This window comes from Loigolactobacillus backii (genome assembly GCF_001663675.1).
Lineage (GTDB): Bacteria > Bacillota > Bacilli > Lactobacillales > Lactobacillaceae > Loigolactobacillus > Loigolactobacillus backii.
Window position 1 is genome coordinate 180,709 of sequence record NZ_CP014873.1, and the last position, 18,147, is coordinate 198,855.

Here is an 18,147-nt window from a genome sequence, read left to right on the forward strand (position 1 = left end):
TAACTCCTCCAAATTAACGAATAATTTCAATCAAATCCTTGCGTGCAGCTGCGTTAGCCGGCATCACGCCAAAGATCAACCCAACTGCCGTTGAAACGCCAAAGGCTAACGCAAAGGCGCCAAAACTAAAACTAGCCTGAAACGGCATCATTGGCAGTGCACTGATCGCTACCGCCAATAAAACCCCTAGGCCATAGCCAATCAGTCCGCCAAAAATAGTTAACGTGGCGCTTTCTAGTAAAAATTGCAAACGAATATCGTGCTGCCGTGCGCCCATTGCCCGACGGATACCAATCTCTGTCGTTCGTTCGGCCACCGAAATATACATCATATTCATGACGCCAATTCCGGCAATAAAAAGTGAAATTCCCGCAACGGCCGTGATAAAGTAAGTAATTACACTTAGAATTTTACCAAAAGTGTCTGCTTCCGCCGCCGGATCGGCGCTTTGATATTCCCCTTGATTACGCATACTCCCCTGGGCCTTCAAAACGTTAATTACGCGGCGGTTAACCGTACTCGCCTTGGCGCCTTTGCGTAGAGATAGAACTAATAAATCGCCACTTGCGGTATTCTGGGTAAATTTTTGGTGAACTTTTTTCGGAATCGTAATGTTGGCCGGCATCGTTCCATTTACGGCATCGGAAAAATTAACGCTGCTGGAAACGGCCGAGCGGACACCTACAATTTCGTACAATTGATTATCTATTGGAACACCATGATGCAAGGCATTAGCGGCCCCGCCGTAAAGACTTTTGGCCAGACTAGCATCAATCACCGCCACTTGATTACCAATCGCGTTATCAGTTGCCGTTAGCCGTCGTCCAGCGATCACCGAACTACTGGCGTGACTGGTATAGTGAACGAGGACATTTTTACTTTTGGTTTTGACGGGCAAAGCAATTTGATTATAATCTGAGTCTTCACTAGTTTGCCGAACCTTAGCGATGCCAGCAACTTGCCGGACCAACATCAGATCACGGTCGTTATAAGAATCGGCACTACTATTAGCAGTTTCGTTAGGTGAATACACAATCTGCGTTTCCACCTTTCCCGCCTTATTATTGGTAATACTCTTAGTAACCCAGTTGGAAAAGCCATCACCAATGGCCAAAATTGTAACAACTGAGGCAATCCCAATAATAATTCCCAACATTGTCAAAATACTGCGGCGCTTATTTTTTAAAATCGAACGCAGTGCCGTTGACCAGATTTCAGAGAAGCGCACGGTGTTTCACCTCCTCATCAGCGATGATCGCACCGTCCAAAAGCTTAATTAAACGCTCACCATACTGGGATACCTGTGGATCGTGGGTGACTAATACAATCGTGGTCTGTTCAGTCCGATTAAGTTCCTTAAAAATCTGCATGATTTCGCTAGACGTTTTAGAATCCAGCGCGCCAGTTGGCTCATCGGCAATAATAAACTTTGGCCGGTGAACCAGCGCTCGGGCAATCGCCACCCGCTGCTGTTGACCACCCGAAAGCTCATTAGGAATTTTTTGACTACTGTTAGGTAATCCAACTCGTTCCAAGGCCTGTTCAACAATCGGCTTGGCCTTTTTCTTCGTCATTCCACCGTAAAGTAATGGTAATTCAACGTTTTCTAAAATAGTGTTGTTGCCAATCAACTTGAAATTTTGAAAAACAAAACCAACACTTTGATTCCGAATGTGTGCTAATGCACTGTCGCTAGCAGTTTGGTAGGATTGGCCATTAAACTTGTAACTTCCTAGATAACTCCGATCAATAAAACCAATAAGGTTAATCAACGAAGTTTTACCGGCGCCTGATGGTCCCATAATCGTTAGAAACTCACCAGCCGCAATCTTTAAATTAATGTCTTGTAGCACTTGAAATTTATTTTCACCATTCTGGTAATATTTATTGACGGCGGTAAGCTCAATCAGCATGGGTGGCCACCTCTTGTCCCGATTTGAGTTGGTGCTTGCTGGCGTTAGCGATTAAAACTGCTTTTGGTGCGACGCCAGACATTAATTGCCAGTAACCTGCTACCTTTTTCACAGTCACCTCTGTTTTGTAAACCTTATGTTTGCGCACAACGTAGACATAGTGCCGGCCAGCCTTCGTTACTAAACTAGTTGCCGGTAAATGAATCGTAGTTTGTGGCACCCGAATCTGAACGTTAAAGCCATTCGTGAGTTGCTTGGCCATTTTAACCTTAAATTGATAGGTTGCCGCTTCATTTTCGGCTGCTTGACCACTACTGGTGGCCGTCTGATTAGCCGCAGATTGTGGTGTCTGGTCAATGGTAACAATATTACCGCTCAAACGCTGATTGCTGCTGACTGGCAACACAGTCACCCGCATGCGCGGCCGTAATTTGGCGTAATCATATTCAGTGACTTGACCATCAATAATTTGGCCATCACTGATAATTTGCATGCTAGGTGTGCCTGTCTTATCAGTTGCACTATCATCCAGAACCACGGTTCCCGCGATTTTGGCAGTCACAACTGGATCGACTTTACCCTGCAAATTGGCCAGACTCGTATTAGTTTGTCGCAATGCTAGTTGATCACTGGCCAATTGGTTTTTAGCCTGCTGAACACTGTCTGCCGCAACTCCTTGATCAGTTTCGTCGTCAGTCGAACCCACATCAACAGTTGTAGTCGGCTGCTTTTGGAGCGCCGTAACAGCCTGATTATCATTCTGAATTGCTAACGCCGTTTTCTCCTTTGTTTGTTCGGCATCATCGATTTGACTTTGAACTTGATCATCATGGAACGTCATTAAGACGCTGCCTGGATCAACGTGTTCACCATTTTTGACGTTCACCTGCGTTAAAGTTCCCGTACTACTAACTCCAGGTTGAACGTCAACGGTGTTTTTGGCCGCAACCTTCCCTTTTAACAATAAAGCACTGTCCACCTTAACTGTGTAAGTTTGGTACACTTTCTTGGCACTTTGGCGTTGGTGGTGTGCGCGAGCAATCCCAATACCGCCGATCACCACCACTAGCCCAATAACAATGGCGCCTACAACCCAACGTCTTTTCACAAAATTTTTCATTAAATAACCTCCACTTCAGATTATCGCAAATCATTTGTAAAATTGATAGTAAGATAAGAAATACATTGGTTGACCATTAAAATTGGATTGCAGTTTAGGTCAGTAACTAAAAATATGTGACTTATTTAATTAATCCGGCATTATTAACTCGCTATTGAACACAATCACCGCAGTAAGATAATTATTTACACAAAAAAACAGAATTCCCTTAGAAATAGGAATTCTGTTTTTACAATTCTCAATTACGCCGTAGAATCTAATCACTTTTTTAAATAAAAGTTAAAATCTCCATCAAAATTGGTACCACAATCACGAATAAAACGGTACTTGTCGTCACAACATTCGTGGCGTACTCAACATCACCGTGGGACTGGCCAACTAAGATTGGTAAAACGGCCAGGCCTGGTGTTGCTGATTGAATAATCAACGTATTTTGTTCCAGGTTGGGAATATTCGTGCCGCCGTGTTTAAAGATCAGCATAATGCCGATCATAATTGCCGGAGCAACAATGAAGCGACCCACTAACGCCCAAATCGTATCACGGTCAAAATGAATTGATTTCAACCCGGCGTCCGCCAAGACAATCCCAATGTAGATCAAAGACATTGGCGTCACGATGCCACCAACCATGGATAACGTGTTGCTGGCAAACGTTGGTAATGGTAGTCCTAACAATAACCAAATTAAGGCAACGATAAAACCAATCAGTGGTGCTGGTAACAATTTTTTCCAATTAAAGGCTTGTTTCTCAGCTTTATCACGGGTTGGATCATCATTGGAAATGAAGAAAACACCCACTGCCCAGGTCGAGATTGTGTTCATCACGTAGTAAATCAGAAAATACGAGATACTAACTTGGCCAAACAATGCCAGGTTCAATGGCAAGCCAATGAAAATCGTATTGGCGTTGACGAACATATTAATAAACGTCCCCCGCCGACCCTTGCGCACGTGTAAAACCTTGGTTAATAACCAGGCAATAATGTAGCCCGACACAAAACTAATTAAAACGTAAACCAACCCACCTGACAGACTGGCCAGCTTGCTACGCGTCAAATTATTTAATACTGAAACAAAAATTGAAGCCGGTAAAGCAACATTCATAATTAAGAATGAAATGCTCCCCTTAAAATGGTCATCAAATTTTTTGGTTCGCCGCAGATAATACCCTAATGCAATGACCAAAATAATTTCCCCAACGCTACTTAGCGAGGTTAAAAATGCAGTCACAAGTTTGTGCCCCTTTCTCTTTTCAAACGGTGTGTTCTAAAGGTGCTGAATTTCCACAATGACGAGCTGGCTCGCAGATCGAAACAGTTTTAGTGAAAGAAGCCATCCTTCAGAACACTGTCATACCGTTAATTTAATGCCGTATATTTTGGTTCCCATTTTTCAGCTAAAACAGCCTGACGGACATTTTCGATCTTCTCTTTAGTAATACCTTGATCAACCGCACTTTGCGCCACAGCCTCAGCAACAGTTTGTGAAAATTGGTTTAACTTCGTGACTGGTGGCAGGACGGCTGCACCAGGTTGTTCTGGATCAACGATACCGCCTAAAGAGTGGGCCGCGGCCGAAATCATTTGATCGTTTAACACCTTCGCGTGGGCCGCCAATGTGCCTAAGCCGAGACCAGGATAAACTAACGCATTGTTGGCCTGCCCAATGGCGTAGGTTACACCTTGATAATCAACTGGTGCCGCCGGAATGCCAGTAGCAACCAACGCTTTCCCGTCCGTCCAGTTGATCAAATCCGCCGCTTTGGCCTCGGCCAATTTAGTTGGATTAGATAGTGGGAAAATAATTGGCCGTGGCGTATGAGCAGCCATTTCCTTAATGATTGCCTCAGTAAAGGTCCCTGGTTGCGTTGAAGTCCCAACTAAAATTGTTGGGTGAACTGCTTTAACAACAGCCTCTAAAGTTGTTAACTGTTCAGAATGTGCAAACTCCGCCTTTGAACGAGCAAATGGCTTTTGTTCCGGCGTTAATGTTGGATCATCAGCAAAAAGTAGTCCCTGTTTATCAACTAAATAAAAATGTTTCCGGGCCGCTTCTTCACTTAGACCTTGCTGAACGAATTCTTCAAAAATGCGTTGCGTGATCCCTGCACCAGCAGTTCCCGCGCCAAAACTGACGTAAATTTGCTCTGTCATTTTTTGTTTAGAAATATTTAAGGCACCTAATAAGCCAGCCAGTACAATGATTCCAGTTCCTTGAATGTCATCATTAAAAGTTGTCATCTGATTTTTATACTTATTCAAGATTTTGGCGGCATTAATCCGACCAAAATCCTCAAAATGAAGGTAAAGATCAGGGAAAAGTTCAGTCACCGTTTGTACAAATTGATCAACAAATTGGTCGTAACGCGCGCCACGAATTCGTGCGTGGTGATTTCCTAAATATTGCGGATCATCCAGTAACTGCTGGCGATTTGTTCCGGTATCAAGAACCACTGGCATAACTTCACTTGGATCAATTCCCGCCGCAGCCGTGTAAACCATCAATTTACCCACGGCAATATCAACCCCTTGTGTCCCCCAATCACCAATGCCAAGAATTCCTTCAGCATCAGTCACAACAACTAAACGAATGTGGCGGCCACCAGCAGCATTCTTCAAAGTTGTTGCCATACTGGCTGGATCGTCAATCGATAAAAAGGCAGCGTTTTGGGGATCAACGAATAACTCACTGTAATGTTCAATTGTGTCGGCGATTGTCGGATCGTAAACAACTGGCATAAATTCCGCAACGTGTTGGGAAAATAATTTATAGAAAAGAACGCGGTTTTCGTTAAAAATACTCATTAAGAAAAGTCGTTTCTCTAGTGCCGATGGTTTGGCCTGGTACTGCGCATAGGTCTGGGCCACTTGCTGGTCCAACGTTTGAACTGTTGGTGGCAATAAACCAATAAGCCCAAGTTGCTGCCGCTCCTCGCTAGTAAAAGCCGTTCCCTTATTTAAAAAAGGATCATTTAAAATCTGCTGTGCTGCTAATTTCATATTGAAACTTCCTTTCAATTTTAATTTTGCTATTTCATACTTCAAAAGATCGACTAGCTTAAAAATTGATTATCTTTTCAAGCACATTTATCTTGATCAAATTTAACTGACATCAGTAGTTTAACGCCCAGCAAAAAAGATAGTCAACTGGCCTAGCTGTGATAAACTATATTAATATGAGAGGAAGAGATCTATGAATACGCGGGATTTAGAATACTTTGCAGCGTTGGCCCAACAGCGCAATTTCACCCTAGTAGCCAAAAAATTTCAGGTCACGCAACCGACAATTACACTGGCCATTAAGCGTCTAGAAAATCAGACCAATCAACAGCTAGTCATTCGTGATCAGTCCCACCATTCAATTGCGCTAACTGCGGCGGGACACATTTTTGCGAACCACATTGCCGTTATTTTGAATGAACTAGCGCAAACTAAACAAGATCTGGCCGCGATCCAGCCAACTAAGATTCGCTTTGGTTTGCCACCCATTATTGGCATTAACTATTTCCCCCAATTTACACCGGCTTTGGCCGCCGCCAACTTACTGACGAGCATCACCACAACGGAAGGTGGCTCGGCAGATTTACTGGAAAAATTAAAGCGTGGCGACATCGATATTGCCCTACTTGGAAGCATCGATCCCATCGATCACCCGGGAATCACCGCCAAACTATTGGCCCGCCAACCTTTTGAAATTATTGCTCCGGGTAATTCTCATTGGGCCGCGCAAACGCCAATTTACTTTAAAGATGTTGCCCGGGAACCTTTTATTATGTTGGCCTCCGGTTTCGTGCACCCGCAAGCCTTCGCCCGTCTCGCAGAGGCCAGCCAAACGAGCCCAGAGATTGTCTACCACACCGGCGACATCAATTTAATCAAGAATATGGTTCAACAAGGTGTCGGCCTAGGCTTTTTGGCACAAACAGCAATGCATAAAAATGATAATTTGCTGGCTATTACTTTGGCTGATGCCGATCAACCCCACTTTAATATTTACGTTGCCTACCGCGCCAACCAAGTATTGACGCCGGAAAAACAGCGTGTTATTGAAATTCTGAGTGGTCAAAGGACCAATTAACGGTGAATAGACCGCAAAAATCTCCCGGCGCCCTATTTAATTTTGGTGCGTGCTTTAAATTACCTAAGTGCAAGGTTCAGCGAAAAGTGCCTATTCGTATAGATTGAAGTACAAATTCAAGTGTTTATTCAGAAATTTACTAGAACTCAAAAAAGGTACTGTCATCTTCAACCCATTTGGGTCAGCTGGCAGTACTTTTTTAAGTTATTTCATAAACCACTTCAACATTATTAATTAGCCAAGTTCACGCTAATCCACAAATTTAAAATTAAAAACACCCAATTTTTTAATACTTTCAAACATTGACTTGGGTAAACTCATTGAATCATTTGTTTTTAGCGATAAAGTCAATGGTAGCCGTTCTTGGTTGAACAAATCGGGGTTAGTAACCAAGACTTGGCCCACCGCCACCAAATCCAGCCCACTATCTAGTCCCGCCGTCATTTTTGCAAATGAATTAAATGATCCAGCCGCAATCAACGGTACCCGGCGACCAATTAATTTTGCAATCCGTTGAATAAACGGTTCGGAATTAGCACTATGATGCTCGTGAGCAGTCAATGCATCTCCAAGTGAAAGATGGACATAACTAATTTGTTTGGTAATTAATTGTTCAATCAACGCCTCTGTATCACTTAACCGTAAACCATTAGCTTCCCGCTCTTCTAACGTAACGCGATAGCCGATGATAAATGCGTGCTTCGCATATTTCGCCGCAACTTTTTTAACCTCATCAACCACGGCCATTGCAAACCGTAATCGATTTTTTAAATTACCACCCCAGGCGTCAGTCCGTCGATTATAATGTGGTGATAAAAAATTTTGAATTAAAAAACCGTGGGCACCGTGAATTTCTACACCATCGAACCCGGCCTGAATTGCTCGCTTGGTTGCTGCCCCAAAGGCTTGAATAACCTGTAGGATTTCTGTTTCTGTAAGTGAACGCGGTGTTTGCCCTGGTGCAAAAGGTGTTTCTGGTGCTGGAACTGAGCTAGAACTAACTACATCGCGCTTGGTCATCAATTCTGGTAAAGCCTTATCACCAGCGTGGTTTATTTGTAGAATAGCTCGCGCACCACCAGCCTTAATCGCCGTTGCCAACTTAGCCAAGCCAGGTATAAAACGATCGGCGTACACACCCAACTCATTAGTGAAACCAACACCATTTTCTTGGACGTGACTAGAACCCGTAATCACCATGCCCACACTTTTAGCACGTGCACGATAATAATTAACCTCTGCATCAGAAACAGTTTGATCGGCATTGCTCGACCAAGTTGTCATTGGTGACATCACAATATGATTTTGAAGAAGTACCTTATTATTTAAAGTGAATTCTTGCTGTAATTTTGTTTTATTTTCCATTTCTATGCCTGCTTTCTTGTCTTCAACATTGAAAAGAATAAACCTTCAAGTCGACTGGAAGGCAAGTGTTTTGTTCTAATTTTTAAAAATACGTTCCATTTGTTTGGCGTGTTGTTCGTAGGTTGCAATTTTAGTATCAAGAAAAGCATGCGTCTGCTGCAGTGTTTGCATTTTCTGCTCCAATACATGCTGTTGCGCAATTAAAATCTGTTTGCGCTGCGTTTCCGTTTGTTCACCTTGTTGTGCCAAAGCCGCGTACTCTTTTAAGACGTCAATTGAGATGCCAGTTTCGCGCATACATTTAGCAAAATTGACCCATTCCAAATCAATCGCATCATAATCCCGATAACCACTAGCATTACGATTAACCGGTGGAATTAGGCCGACTTCTTCATAATAGCGCAAGGTTGTAGCCGAAAGCGCAAATTTCTCACTGACTGTTTTGATGTTCAAAATTATTCCCCCCAGATTATTTACAGTAATAAAAAGATCGATCAGAGCTGGCCAGATCATCGAATAATTCTCCCAGCACCTTATTTAGGAAGCATCCCTTTAGCCGCCCGGCCTGATACCAAAGGCAGTACAATATACGGTGGCATGACTATCATTAGCAGCATTAAACTAGCTCCCCAAAAACCCGTGGCAACCGAAAATTTAACGGCTAACAACCATAAACTCCAACCTAAGGTAAATAATAGCAGTGTCGTACTAAAAATAATGGCCAATTGACGACTTATTTTCAGGCCTCGTAATTGTGGTAAAAACAGCAAATAGGCAATACTTTGGAGCAATAGATTAAACAGTCCATTGATTAACGGCCACAATATTTGCAGCGAATGGCCAGCACCATTAAAAGTGAGGTAGATGATAAGCTCTCCGGCAATTAGCAAAAGAAAGGGTAAGCCACAATTAATTCCGATTAGGTAGCGTTTAACTGCTTTAGGGTTGCGTTTAACCTGCTTAACTGGGCGGTTGCCAAAAAAATTATTAACTTTCTTCAAAAAAGATTTGTCCGGATGATCAGCCTTGTCTACCGTACTATCTAGGGCTACCGTTGCCCGTAAATTAGGCCGCCAATCATGGCCCAAATAAATGGCGTCAACCAACGTCAATATGCCCGAACTCGCAACACCAATCCAGCGCAAGGCCTGATTCACTACGGCCTTGCCCACACCACCTTCATCGGTATAAGTATACGGCAGGTTATACTGCAAAATTGCGATACCGTGCAATACATTGACTATAAGCAATAATATGACTATCCACTTACGGTATTTAATGGCCGTAAAAGGTAACGCAACCTGAAAAAAGGGGATACCAAAGGGAATTAAATAAAGCCCCACGGTTAAAATGGCAAACCAAAAATAGCTGCCATTCATTAGGTAAAAGTCCGCCGTTTCACGTACCATCAGAAAAGTTAGCCCGAATAAAACTACGGCAGTCGTTAATTTTTTCAGCATTGGTATCCGTCCCTTCCGCAATTAGGCTGGAGAGTGTTTGAAAAAGCGTTTAGATTTTACTCCGCAATTGTGGGTTAACTACAACAGGAAGTTCCAACCCCATTTACACCAAATTCGTGTGCAAAACTATTTACCAAACCTTTGCTAAACGCGCCGTTTATTTCTAAACAGGCGTTGCAGCATTGTCGTTGCCACACCTTTTCTTTTAGCACCATCAGCGTCAAAATTATGTAGTACGTAATTGATGTGTTTACCCGTTTTGAAGTACAATATGACAGCGTTAGGTGCCTGCCGAACAGTCCAGTAAAAAGGCTTTGCGTGGCGCTGCAATAAAACGGCCACAAAAACGAATTCATCCGTAAAATTAGTCTGAATAAATTCTTTAATTGCCGCGACGTCGTAACCTGTTGCTTTATAGTCGCCAAAATTATCCTTAATCCGCCGTTGCGTAATTTTCTGCCACTGCTGTTGTTGTTCTTTTGGCAATGTCTCTAGCACTCGCTCAAACGAGTGGCCGAGATTTGTTTGCCGAATAATGACCGCATTTTCGGCATTAATCGAATAGGCAACTCCAATTTGCAGTGTGGCCGGAACATCCTGAAATTTGGCCAATAAACGACGGCGGAAAAGTGCCTGCCGCAAACTAAGTCCAATTTTTACAACTAGCGCAGCCGCCCAAATAAATGGGATTGGCTTAACCACAAACATGGTTGCGATGAAGTAGAGTACCTTAAAATAGTCCGTAAGACCACCAGAACCACCGCCGAAAAGTAAGCCTTCAAATAACATAATTGCCACCCAGGCCAATACTCCCAGCCACACAACCACCGTCACGAGATCGCCCACAATGGTTTCCGTATCTAGTGCGTACTTTAACACGTGGCGCTTTGGTAGAACTGCTGTCAGTTCAGTCCGTAAAGTCGGCCAATCCGTTGAAAACTCATTTTCTTTCAGCATCTTCCCCAATTCCCTTCTTACTTTATGTAAACTATATAACTTCAATGGCGAATTAGATCGTATTTGGTAATTACTTTTACTCGTTTTTCTAACCGATTTGGCCTAAACGTGCCTGAAAAAGACGTAGGCACCTAAACACTTTTTCAAACACTCACTAATTCTTCACCCGAACAAATTATTGTAACGGAACACCGCAGGAACAAAAATACCCTTTTTGCGTGATTTTCACGGCGGCCATAGCTGTTTTAAGCTTATAAGGGACGAGTAACGTCAATTCACCGTAAAGTACAGAACTCCCTAGTAACACTAATATTAATACTAAAAGGCTCACTAAATAAGTTTTACCCCGCCGTCCTTTAGGTATTCGGAGCAAACGACTAGTGAATAACGGCAGCATTAGCAAAACAAATAGCGTCCCAATCACAAAAATAAAGTCCAAGTTGGGCCCAACTAACGGTAAGATAGTTCCAAATTCCAGCAAACGAACCCCACCAGAACCATTAGTATACGGTGTAACTTGAACTGTGGTCGCCTTACGCTGGTAAACATTGGCGGCCACTTTTCTGACAACTTCTTGGGTCAAGCCATTTTTATTTTTAAACTGAATGGTTAATAAAGCAGTGGTATCCGGGCGACTAGCCGAACGACCATAAACAACCTGCCGCCGCTGAACAATCTTGGCCGGCACACTTAACCCACTATTTGCTTGCTGCGCATCGTAAATAATTGGTTGCAGATAATTTAGATAGCCAAAAAAGCCTAAAGCACCAACTAGGCCAATAAATAGGCCATTTCGAAGCTGAGCCAACCGATTCCGGTAAACTTGTCTTTGCTCAGTGCTGGACGCCTTTTTTATTCGGCGGTGGTAAAAAATCCGACTTAGCGTTCCAAAGGCCAAAAATAAGCTCACGGCAAAGATAACGAGCCAAACCGGGTCAAACCGTTGACTTTTCAAAACTAACTGCCCATCGTCCGCGCGCTGATAGACAGGCTTAGTCACACCAGTTGCTGAGGACTGAATTTGGCGGTAAGTTTTTTTATCCACCAAAACTGGTCGGTGATCTGGAAGGTAACCCTGGTACGCCGTCACTCGGCCAACGTAATTTTGTGAAACCCGCACTGTTTGAATCGTTTGCGCACCAAGTGATCTAAGTGGCGCTGTCAGTAACGTAATGCTAGAAAATAAACCGACGACTGCACAAATCGCCCAAATAGTGTACCGTGACTGCGCTGAATACATAAAAAAACCCACTATTCATTTTAAATTTATAATAGATTAAGATTAGCATAATAAGTCCTGTAAAAACATGTCAATATAGCAGTAAAAAAGCCCTTCCAAATGGAATTATTTTTAGCAGAAGTGGGACAAAAATCGGTTTTGGATTCACTGCGTAACGTAAGCAAACCTAGATTTTTGGCGCACTCCCAGCTCACGCTTAAATAAAAACTTAGTCACAAAAAAAGAGGCTGGGACAAAAAGCCCTAACCTCTTACTGTTTCCGAACATTATTCTAGAACGTGCGCCAAAAGTCTGGATTTACGTGCCTAACTACAGCTAATCCAATAACCATAGTACGGTTATTGGATTAGCTTACGTTACGCAGTAAACCCAAAACCGACTTTTGTCACACTCCCTTGTCTATTTGCTGTTCTCAATTTAAATTAGCGGATTGTGAATAATCACTTACGCCATTTTTCGTTTACCTATTTACCTGAACGCTTCAGATAAGCGCCGCCCTTTTGCGTATTAATATCAAGGGTTTCACCTACCTGAATGAAAGCTGGTACGTTGACAACTAGGCCCGTTTCCATTGTTGCAGGTTTGCCGGAACCAGTTGCTGTGGCGCCCTTAATGGAAGGCTGCGTTTCCGCAACTTTTAATTGAACAGTGGTTGGCAACGTAACCCCAATAACTTCTTTTTCGTAGAAATCAATTTTAACTTGCATTCCTTCAAGTAAAAATTTCATTTCTGCCGAAATACTTTCAGTTGGAATTTCGTATTGTTCGTAAGTTTCAAGATCCATGAATACCGCAGAATCATCCTGTAGATAGAGATACTGAGCATCTTTGGTTTCCAAAACGGCTTGCTCAACTTTTTCTTCTGGACGCATCGTTGTTTGAACGGTTGAACCAGAACGAATATCGTATAACCGCATCTGCATCACCGTATTCCCTTTACCAGGCTTATGATGATTACTTTCTAGTACTTTAATTAACTTGCCATCTTTTTCAAAAGTCATACCAGCTCTAAGGCTAATTGCTTCAATCATGACGTTATCTCCTTTATTATGGAATTTTCGGATATACCGCACCAAAAATTCCGCATCGATTAAATTATTGGGTAGTCCGCATCCAATCAAAACGCTCATCTTCAAGCGAACGCTCCCCGATAATGCCTGTTTTGACCACACTTCATTGCTGCCTAATTCCCTTTTCCTAGTTTACCACGTTAAGTACCGATTAAAAAATCTAAATTTCAACGTTCGGGTATGGGCCAATCAATAAATAATTATTAATCCGTTTATTTTGCTTCTAACGTAGATCATGGTTGGAAAAATCTAACTGTCTTTTAAGATGCTTTCCAGTAACGCATGAATTAGGTCCGTTGGCACTGGTTGCGAAAAGGTAATATTAATTCGTTTTTGCCCAGTTGTGTAACCAGCCTGCTCAACCTTTTGCCGAATAGTCTCTGGCAGGTCATCTGAACTTGTAAAACTAACGTGGGCCTTGTAAGCGGCAAAACTAACCCGTTTTTTTCCAAGTAAGTAAAAAGGCTGGCCCCAACTAATTTTTTCTTCGGCGGCAGGTAAACCAGTCTTTACAATAGTCCGCAGTTGGTTCAATAGTGGTTGCGCCTGTGGTACTGCCTTATTAATATAATCGGCAACATCCGCTACTTCTGGTTTTTTTGGCACATTATCGTCTCCTCGTATTATTAAAAATGTATTCAAGTATTGACCAGCTTCGCTGTTTGGATGCTGTGTGATATTCTCTAATTGTTCATTGGATTCGGATCCAACTGGTATAGGCTTTCGCCTCCTGTAGTTTATCTACATTTTAAGAATGCCGCCCAGATGAATTGTTTAAGTTCAAACCACAAGCTGTAGTGTTAGCTGATGATTTTGATAGCTCGCGTTCTATCAAGCAGCTAGTCATTGGATGACTTGTCTACTCATAAATTGCGAGGATGTTCTGAAGATTCATAATTAGGGAGTATCACACAGCACCCAAGCCTATCCAAAATAAGAACGGAAAGGAGGTCTGAATCAATGAACTTGAATGTTGGTATTGATGTTTCAAAATTGAAGCTTGATTATTGTGGAATGGATTCAAATAAGCAAGTGTGTTTCCAAGGTGAAGTAACAAACACCCCGAAGGGGGCCGGTCATATTCGTGATGAGATTTTAAAGCGGTCTCAGCAAGCTGACCAAATTATTATCGGCATGGAAGCAACCTCAGTTTATAATTTCCACCCAACCTTGTTCTTTGAACAAGATGATCGCCTTAATCAGTTAAACGTGACTGTGGTCACCTTGAATCCTAAAGTGACGCACCGTTACAGTAAGTTATTTGATGATGATAAGACCGATACCGTTGATGCCTTTCACATTGCCGATTTCTTACGGATCGGCCGGTATCAAGTTCCGGTTACCCGCGATGAAAAGCACATCGCTTTACAACGCTTGACCCGGGAACGATACCACTTAGTCCATCAGATCAATGATTGTAAAAATCACTTTTTAAATAACCTGTACTACAAGGTGAACACCATCGATACGGTCTTGCCTACCTCAGTCTTTGGGTCAACCATGCTTAGCATTCTGAGTGATGAGAAGTATTCCCTAGATGACCTGGTTCAGATACCCTTGTCAGCCTTAACTGATGAGCTAAATCATTTATCTCATGGCCGGTTTGGCGATGCCAAAAGTGTTGCCAAAGCACTGAAGAAAGCCATTAGAAGTTCTTATCGGCTTAGCAAGACGGTTGCCGATTCCGTTGATCAAGTATTGGCCATGTACGCTAATCAGTTGCGGATGCTTAATCAACAGCTAAAGCTGTTAAATAAAAGCATTTCTGATCTGTGCTCGGTCATTTCAGGTGCAGACTCACTCCAAAGTATTCCGGGAATTGGACCAGTGTATGCGGCCGGATTACTGGCTGAAATCGGCCAAATTGACCGTTTCCCCAATGATGCTAGTCTCGCCGGCTACGCTGGCTTATCATGGCAACGCAGTCAATCAGGAAATCATGAGCGACAATTAACGCCGCGAACCAAAAGTGGTAACCAATACCTACGTTATTACTTAGTTGAAGCTGCCAACTCAGTAAGGCGCTATGATCCCACTTATGCCAGGTACTACCAGAAGAAGTTCCGGGAGGTACCAAAGTATCAACATCGTCGAGCTTGTGTGTTGACCGCTAGGAAGCTGGTTCGGTTAATTATTAATCTACTAACTGAACATAAACTGTACACGCCTCCTAAATTGGTCTAGCGCGACGAACATCGCTAACATTGCAAGTTTCTAACCAGTGAATTTTTGTACTTCACTGGGCTGGGGGAAGTATACTCTCCTCACAATTAGAACTATCAATATTTTACGTATCACCTACTTGACTTCTGACCACAAGTCTTAAATCATATTATATTCCGTTTTAAAATGGTCACGGATCAACCCTTATACTAGTATTTCACCACTAGAAATTTACTGCCAGGGGTGGTGGCTCTTCGTCAACTGTTGTTGGTGAATCCATATTTCGAGTTCTAATCACTTCGTGATTAGGGCTCTTTTTGTTTTGATTTTGAAAACGTATAGTACTCGAGTTCTAAACCTCCAGAAGCTGCGATAGCCAAAACTGGCTCGTTTGATCGCCTTGATTTTATTATTAGAACCTTCCAAAGGACCATTTGAATAGTGTGTGGTAAAGGTGTTACGAATCTCATCATGATGGCTTTCAAGTGTTTTAATCGTGTTCTTCATTTCTTCAGAATACGTTTTGTTATTCCAAAATGCCGCATTGTAGTTATGCCAATCTTGATGTTGGACAGCTGACCGGACGCTGTTTAAGACTTGATAAGTTTGTTCTAGTTCTGAATCCAACGATAACAGCTGATGGACAACATCGGTGGCAGCCATCCAGTAAGGAAAATTAGTCCACTTTTTGAATTGTTCAAAGTTAAGCTGTTCAGTTGGTACTAACAACAGCTTCCAGTAGCGCTTAAGGGCGTGAAATTCGCGAGAAGACGGGGTAAACTTCTTCATCACCTTGATTCTGGTTTTGTTAAACGCCCGATTTAGGGCGTTGATAATATGAAACTTGTCCATGACCACCATGGCATTGGGGAACACGGTCTGCACAAGCTTGGGGTAGGTATAATTCATATCAGTCACAATAATTTTGACGTTTTCTCGGGCAGCTTGATCGAAGCGGTAAAAATACTTCTCTAGTTTATTGATGGTTCGATAAGGGAGTAAGTCGATTAATTCATGGGTTTCGCCATTCATGAACTCAAAGCTCATGGCACCAGTAGCGCTCTTGGTACTCTTCACCTCATCCATTAAGATGATCTCTGGTAAATAGTGCCAATTGGTTTGAAAGTCTCGTTCAGCGCGCATTAACTGGCGGCCCACAAATGAATCTGATGCCGATACTTCATTGGCAATGTGCTTCAAAGAGACCGGTTCACCGAGCTTCTCTAGGCATTCTTTGCGGCTGGTGTTTGAAATTGTACAGTGTTTCGGAACTGCCAATGTTTGTGCAAGAAAGTTGCCGTGACATTCTTTACAGTGGAAATAGCGGCGCTTTAAGGCTAAGATGACGGTGTTGCTCAGAACCTTCGAGAATCTGATAGTGGTATTGCGCCAGCCGTAGTTAATAATCTTTTGATCATTGATAATCCCGCACTTGGGACAAGCCTTCGGCGTGTAATCCAAGTGGCCAGTTAAGCGAATAACCCCGTCTTCTCCAGTTTCACCGTCAGTAATTTTTAGGTTCTCGTCAGCTATTCCTAATAATAATTTTGTAGTATCATGACACATAGGGCATTTCCTTCTTTCTGAAAAATCTTCGTGGTGGTTGACTTGGATGAACGGACAGGAAATGTCCGCTTTTTTATTCTAGCCATAAATAAAAAATCTGTCATCAGTAATAGATGAAAATCTATTACCAACAACAGATATTGTAGAACCAAGATTCTCACTGGACCGCCTTTTGATATAATGGAAAATAAAAAAGGCATCGGTCACACCCGATACCCACAGAAACAATCATGGTAGCGATGCCTTTGGGAACTAAGTTATTTGATCAAGTTGGCGCAGTTTCGGTTACTTTGATTGGACTCTTAGTCATGGCAGCTAGTTTACTACTCTTGTCGTTTATCACCACCACAACGCCTAAAGCTGTTATCATTACTTTCCTAGTGATCAACGGTGTTGGTTTTGGGTTCTCTTCGGTTTCGTTAGTGGTCTTGGTTAAGCATTTGCCCAAAAATAAAAGTGGGATTGTTTCAGGAATTGTTAATGCAGCGCGTCAAATTGGCACCTGTTTAGGAATTGCAATTCTAGTAATGGTCTTTGATAATAATGTCAATACAGCTAAGCAGCATATGCATCAAGATACCATTCAAATTGTTGATCGACAGCAATTATCACCTAAAGTAAAGAAAGTGGCTCATCAACAATTGAACAGCCTATTTTCCACTACTGGATCAGCCAAATTAACAACTAAAAACAAACAGACGAACCTAAGACGTGCCCTTAAACAAGCGGCCAAATCTCAAGTTGATTTACCATAGCCCCAAAAGGGAACCGATCTTCACCAGGTCTACCAAGCCCAGAAGAAGTTAGCACTAGCTACTGACAACTTAAAAGCGGGTAACCAGCAACTAGCACTTACCTTAACCAAGTTAGAAAATCAAAATACCGCTATATCTAAACTGTCAGTAGCTTCTCAAAAAATTAATTTGGGTAATCAGAAAATAAGCCAGGGTCAGAAAAAATTGTTAGTAGGTCTCAAACAATTGGCACAAAAAGAAGCTTTAACGACAGCTTTGAGAAAAATTAAGCATACTAAGAATCGACAGATCAGCCAGGCCTTCAGTCATACCTACTTAGTAGGAGCGGTGATTGTTTTGATTCTGTCACCAAGTGCTTTGTTGACAGATCGTAAGCCATTAAAAAGTTGAACTGGGAGCTAGCCATTAACTTTAATACGGATTACTAGCTAAATCTAAAAGGGGCCTCGTATTCGAAGCC

The 18,147-nt window shown here is 42.5% G+C and carries 15 protein-coding genes and 1 pseudogene; 3 read left to right on the forward strand and 13 right to left on the reverse strand.

All coding sequences use genetic code 11. The features are described from left to right. Positions 1-13: 13 nt before the first annotated feature. The 5 genes from AYR53_RS00720 to AYR53_RS00740 all read right to left on the reverse strand — a co-directional run bounded on the left by AYR53_RS00720 (position 14) and on the right by AYR53_RS00740 (position 6,051). On the reverse strand, positions 14-1,228 hold the full coding sequence (locus AYR53_RS00720; RefSeq protein ID WP_068279920.1) for an ABC transporter permease: 1,215 nt from the start codon (positions 1,226-1,228) through the stop codon (positions 14-16). Next, positions 1,215-1,910, reverse strand: coding sequence for an ABC transporter ATP-binding protein (locus tag AYR53_RS00725; protein ID WP_068226176.1), 696 nt, complete (start codon positions 1,908-1,910; stop codon positions 1,215-1,217). The genes AYR53_RS00720 and AYR53_RS00725 overlap by 14 nt, the downstream gene beginning before the upstream one ends. Further along, positions 1,903-3,033, reverse strand: coding sequence for an efflux RND transporter periplasmic adaptor subunit (locus AYR53_RS00730; protein ID WP_068279918.1), 1,131 nt, complete (start codon positions 3,031-3,033; stop codon positions 1,903-1,905). The genes AYR53_RS00725 and AYR53_RS00730 overlap by 8 nt, the downstream gene beginning before the upstream one ends. Before the next feature lie 268 nt (positions 3,034-3,301). Then, entirely contained in the window at positions 3,302-4,264 is a 963-nt protein-coding gene (locus AYR53_RS00735; protein WP_068222494.1) for an AEC family transporter, read from the reverse strand. A 128-nt stretch (positions 4,265-4,392) separates the two neighbouring features. Then, complete coding sequence (locus AYR53_RS00740; protein WP_271290071.1) at positions 4,393-6,051, reverse strand: malolactic enzyme; 1,659 nt, start codon at positions 6,049-6,051, stop codon at positions 4,393-4,395. A 175-nt stretch (positions 6,052-6,226) separates the two neighbouring features. Between AYR53_RS00740 and AYR53_RS00745 the strand changes: the two genes are divergently transcribed. Continuing rightward, positions 6,227-7,111 (forward strand): LysR family transcriptional regulator, encoded by an 885-nt coding sequence (locus AYR53_RS00745; protein WP_068222490.1) that lies wholly within the window; start codon positions 6,227-6,229, stop codon positions 7,109-7,111. A 249-nt stretch (positions 7,112-7,360) separates the two neighbouring features. Here the strand turns inward: AYR53_RS00745 and AYR53_RS00750 are convergent, their stop codons facing one another. From AYR53_RS00750 to AYR53_RS00780, 7 genes are all read right to left on the reverse strand, one after another. Beyond that, entirely contained in the window at positions 7,361-8,476 is a 1,116-nt protein-coding gene (locus AYR53_RS00750; RefSeq protein ID WP_068279912.1) for an NADH-dependent flavin oxidoreductase, read from the reverse strand. Positions 8,477-8,551: 75 nt separating this feature from the next. Beyond that, positions 8,552-8,929 (reverse strand): MerR family transcriptional regulator, encoded by a 378-nt coding sequence (locus AYR53_RS00755; protein WP_068222480.1) that lies wholly within the window; start codon positions 8,927-8,929, stop codon positions 8,552-8,554. Between the two features lie 80 nt (positions 8,930-9,009). Next, complete coding sequence (locus AYR53_RS00760; protein ID WP_068222477.1) at positions 9,010-9,936, reverse strand: hypothetical protein; 927 nt, start codon at positions 9,934-9,936, stop codon at positions 9,010-9,012. Between the two features lie 144 nt (positions 9,937-10,080). Beyond that, positions 10,081-10,893, reverse strand: coding sequence for a hypothetical protein (locus AYR53_RS00765; RefSeq protein WP_068222474.1), 813 nt, complete (start codon positions 10,891-10,893; stop codon positions 10,081-10,083). A 175-nt stretch (positions 10,894-11,068) separates the two neighbouring features. Next, on the reverse strand, positions 11,069-12,133 hold the full coding sequence (locus AYR53_RS00770) for a hypothetical protein (RefSeq protein WP_068279906.1): 1,065 nt from the start codon (positions 12,131-12,133) through the stop codon (positions 11,069-11,071). 464 nt (positions 12,134-12,597) lie between these two features. Continuing rightward, complete coding sequence (gene efp / locus AYR53_RS00775; protein WP_068279903.1) at positions 12,598-13,164, reverse strand: elongation factor P; 567 nt, start codon at positions 13,162-13,164, stop codon at positions 12,598-12,600. A 288-nt stretch (positions 13,165-13,452) separates the two neighbouring features. After that, entirely contained in the window at positions 13,453-13,809 is a 357-nt protein-coding gene (locus AYR53_RS00780; protein WP_068222465.1) for an iron chaperone, read from the reverse strand. 354 nt (positions 13,810-14,163) lie between these two features. Here AYR53_RS00780 and AYR53_RS00785 point away from each other — a divergent pair, with 354 nt between their 5' ends. Then, a complete protein-coding gene (locus AYR53_RS00785; protein ID WP_068222268.1) occupies positions 14,164-15,387 on the forward strand; it encodes an IS110 family RNA-guided transposase in 1,224 nt (407 codons plus the stop codon). Between the two features lie 273 nt (positions 15,388-15,660). Here the strand turns inward: AYR53_RS00785 and AYR53_RS00790 are convergent, their stop codons facing one another. Further along, positions 15,661-16,932, reverse strand: coding sequence for an ISL3 family transposase (locus tag AYR53_RS00790; protein ID WP_068279055.1), 1,272 nt, complete (start codon positions 16,930-16,932; stop codon positions 15,661-15,663). Positions 16,933-17,156: 224 nt separating this feature from the next. Between AYR53_RS00790 and AYR53_RS13900 the strand changes: the two are divergent. Next, positions 17,157-18,077: pseudogene (locus AYR53_RS13900) on the forward strand (MFS transporter); the annotation flags it as partial. Positions 18,078-18,147 lie beyond the last annotated feature (70 nt).

Coding starts and splice junctions, on each gene's coding strand:
- AYR53_RS00730 (WP_068279918.1), bottom strand. CDS start 3,033: ATGAAAAATTTTGTGAAAAGACGTTGGGTTGTAGGCGCCATTGTTATT.
- AYR53_RS00745 (WP_068222490.1), top strand. CDS start 6,227: ATGAATACGCGGGATTTAGAATACTTTGCAGCGTTGGCCCAACAGCGC.
- AYR53_RS00750 (WP_068279912.1), bottom strand. CDS start 8,476: ATGGAAAATAAAACAAAATTACAGCAAGAATTCACTTTAAATAATAAG.
- AYR53_RS00760 (WP_068222477.1), bottom strand. CDS start 9,936: ATGCTGAAAAAATTAACGACTGCCGTAGTTTTATTCGGGCTAACTTTT.
- AYR53_RS00765 (WP_068222474.1), bottom strand. CDS start 10,893: ATGCTGAAAGAAAATGAGTTTTCAACGGATTGGCCGACTTTACGGACT.
- AYR53_RS00770 (WP_068279906.1), bottom strand. CDS start 12,133: ATGTATTCAGCGCAGTCACGGTACACTATTTGGGCGATTTGTGCAGTC.
- efp (WP_068279903.1), bottom strand. CDS start 13,164: ATGATTGAAGCAATTAGCCTTAGAGCTGGTATGACTTTTGAAAAAGAT.
- AYR53_RS00785 (WP_068222268.1), top strand. CDS start 14,164: ATGAACTTGAATGTTGGTATTGATGTTTCAAAATTGAAGCTTGATTAT.
- AYR53_RS00790 (WP_068279055.1), bottom strand. CDS start 16,932: ATGTGTCATGATACTACAAAATTATTATTAGGAATAGCTGACGAGAAC.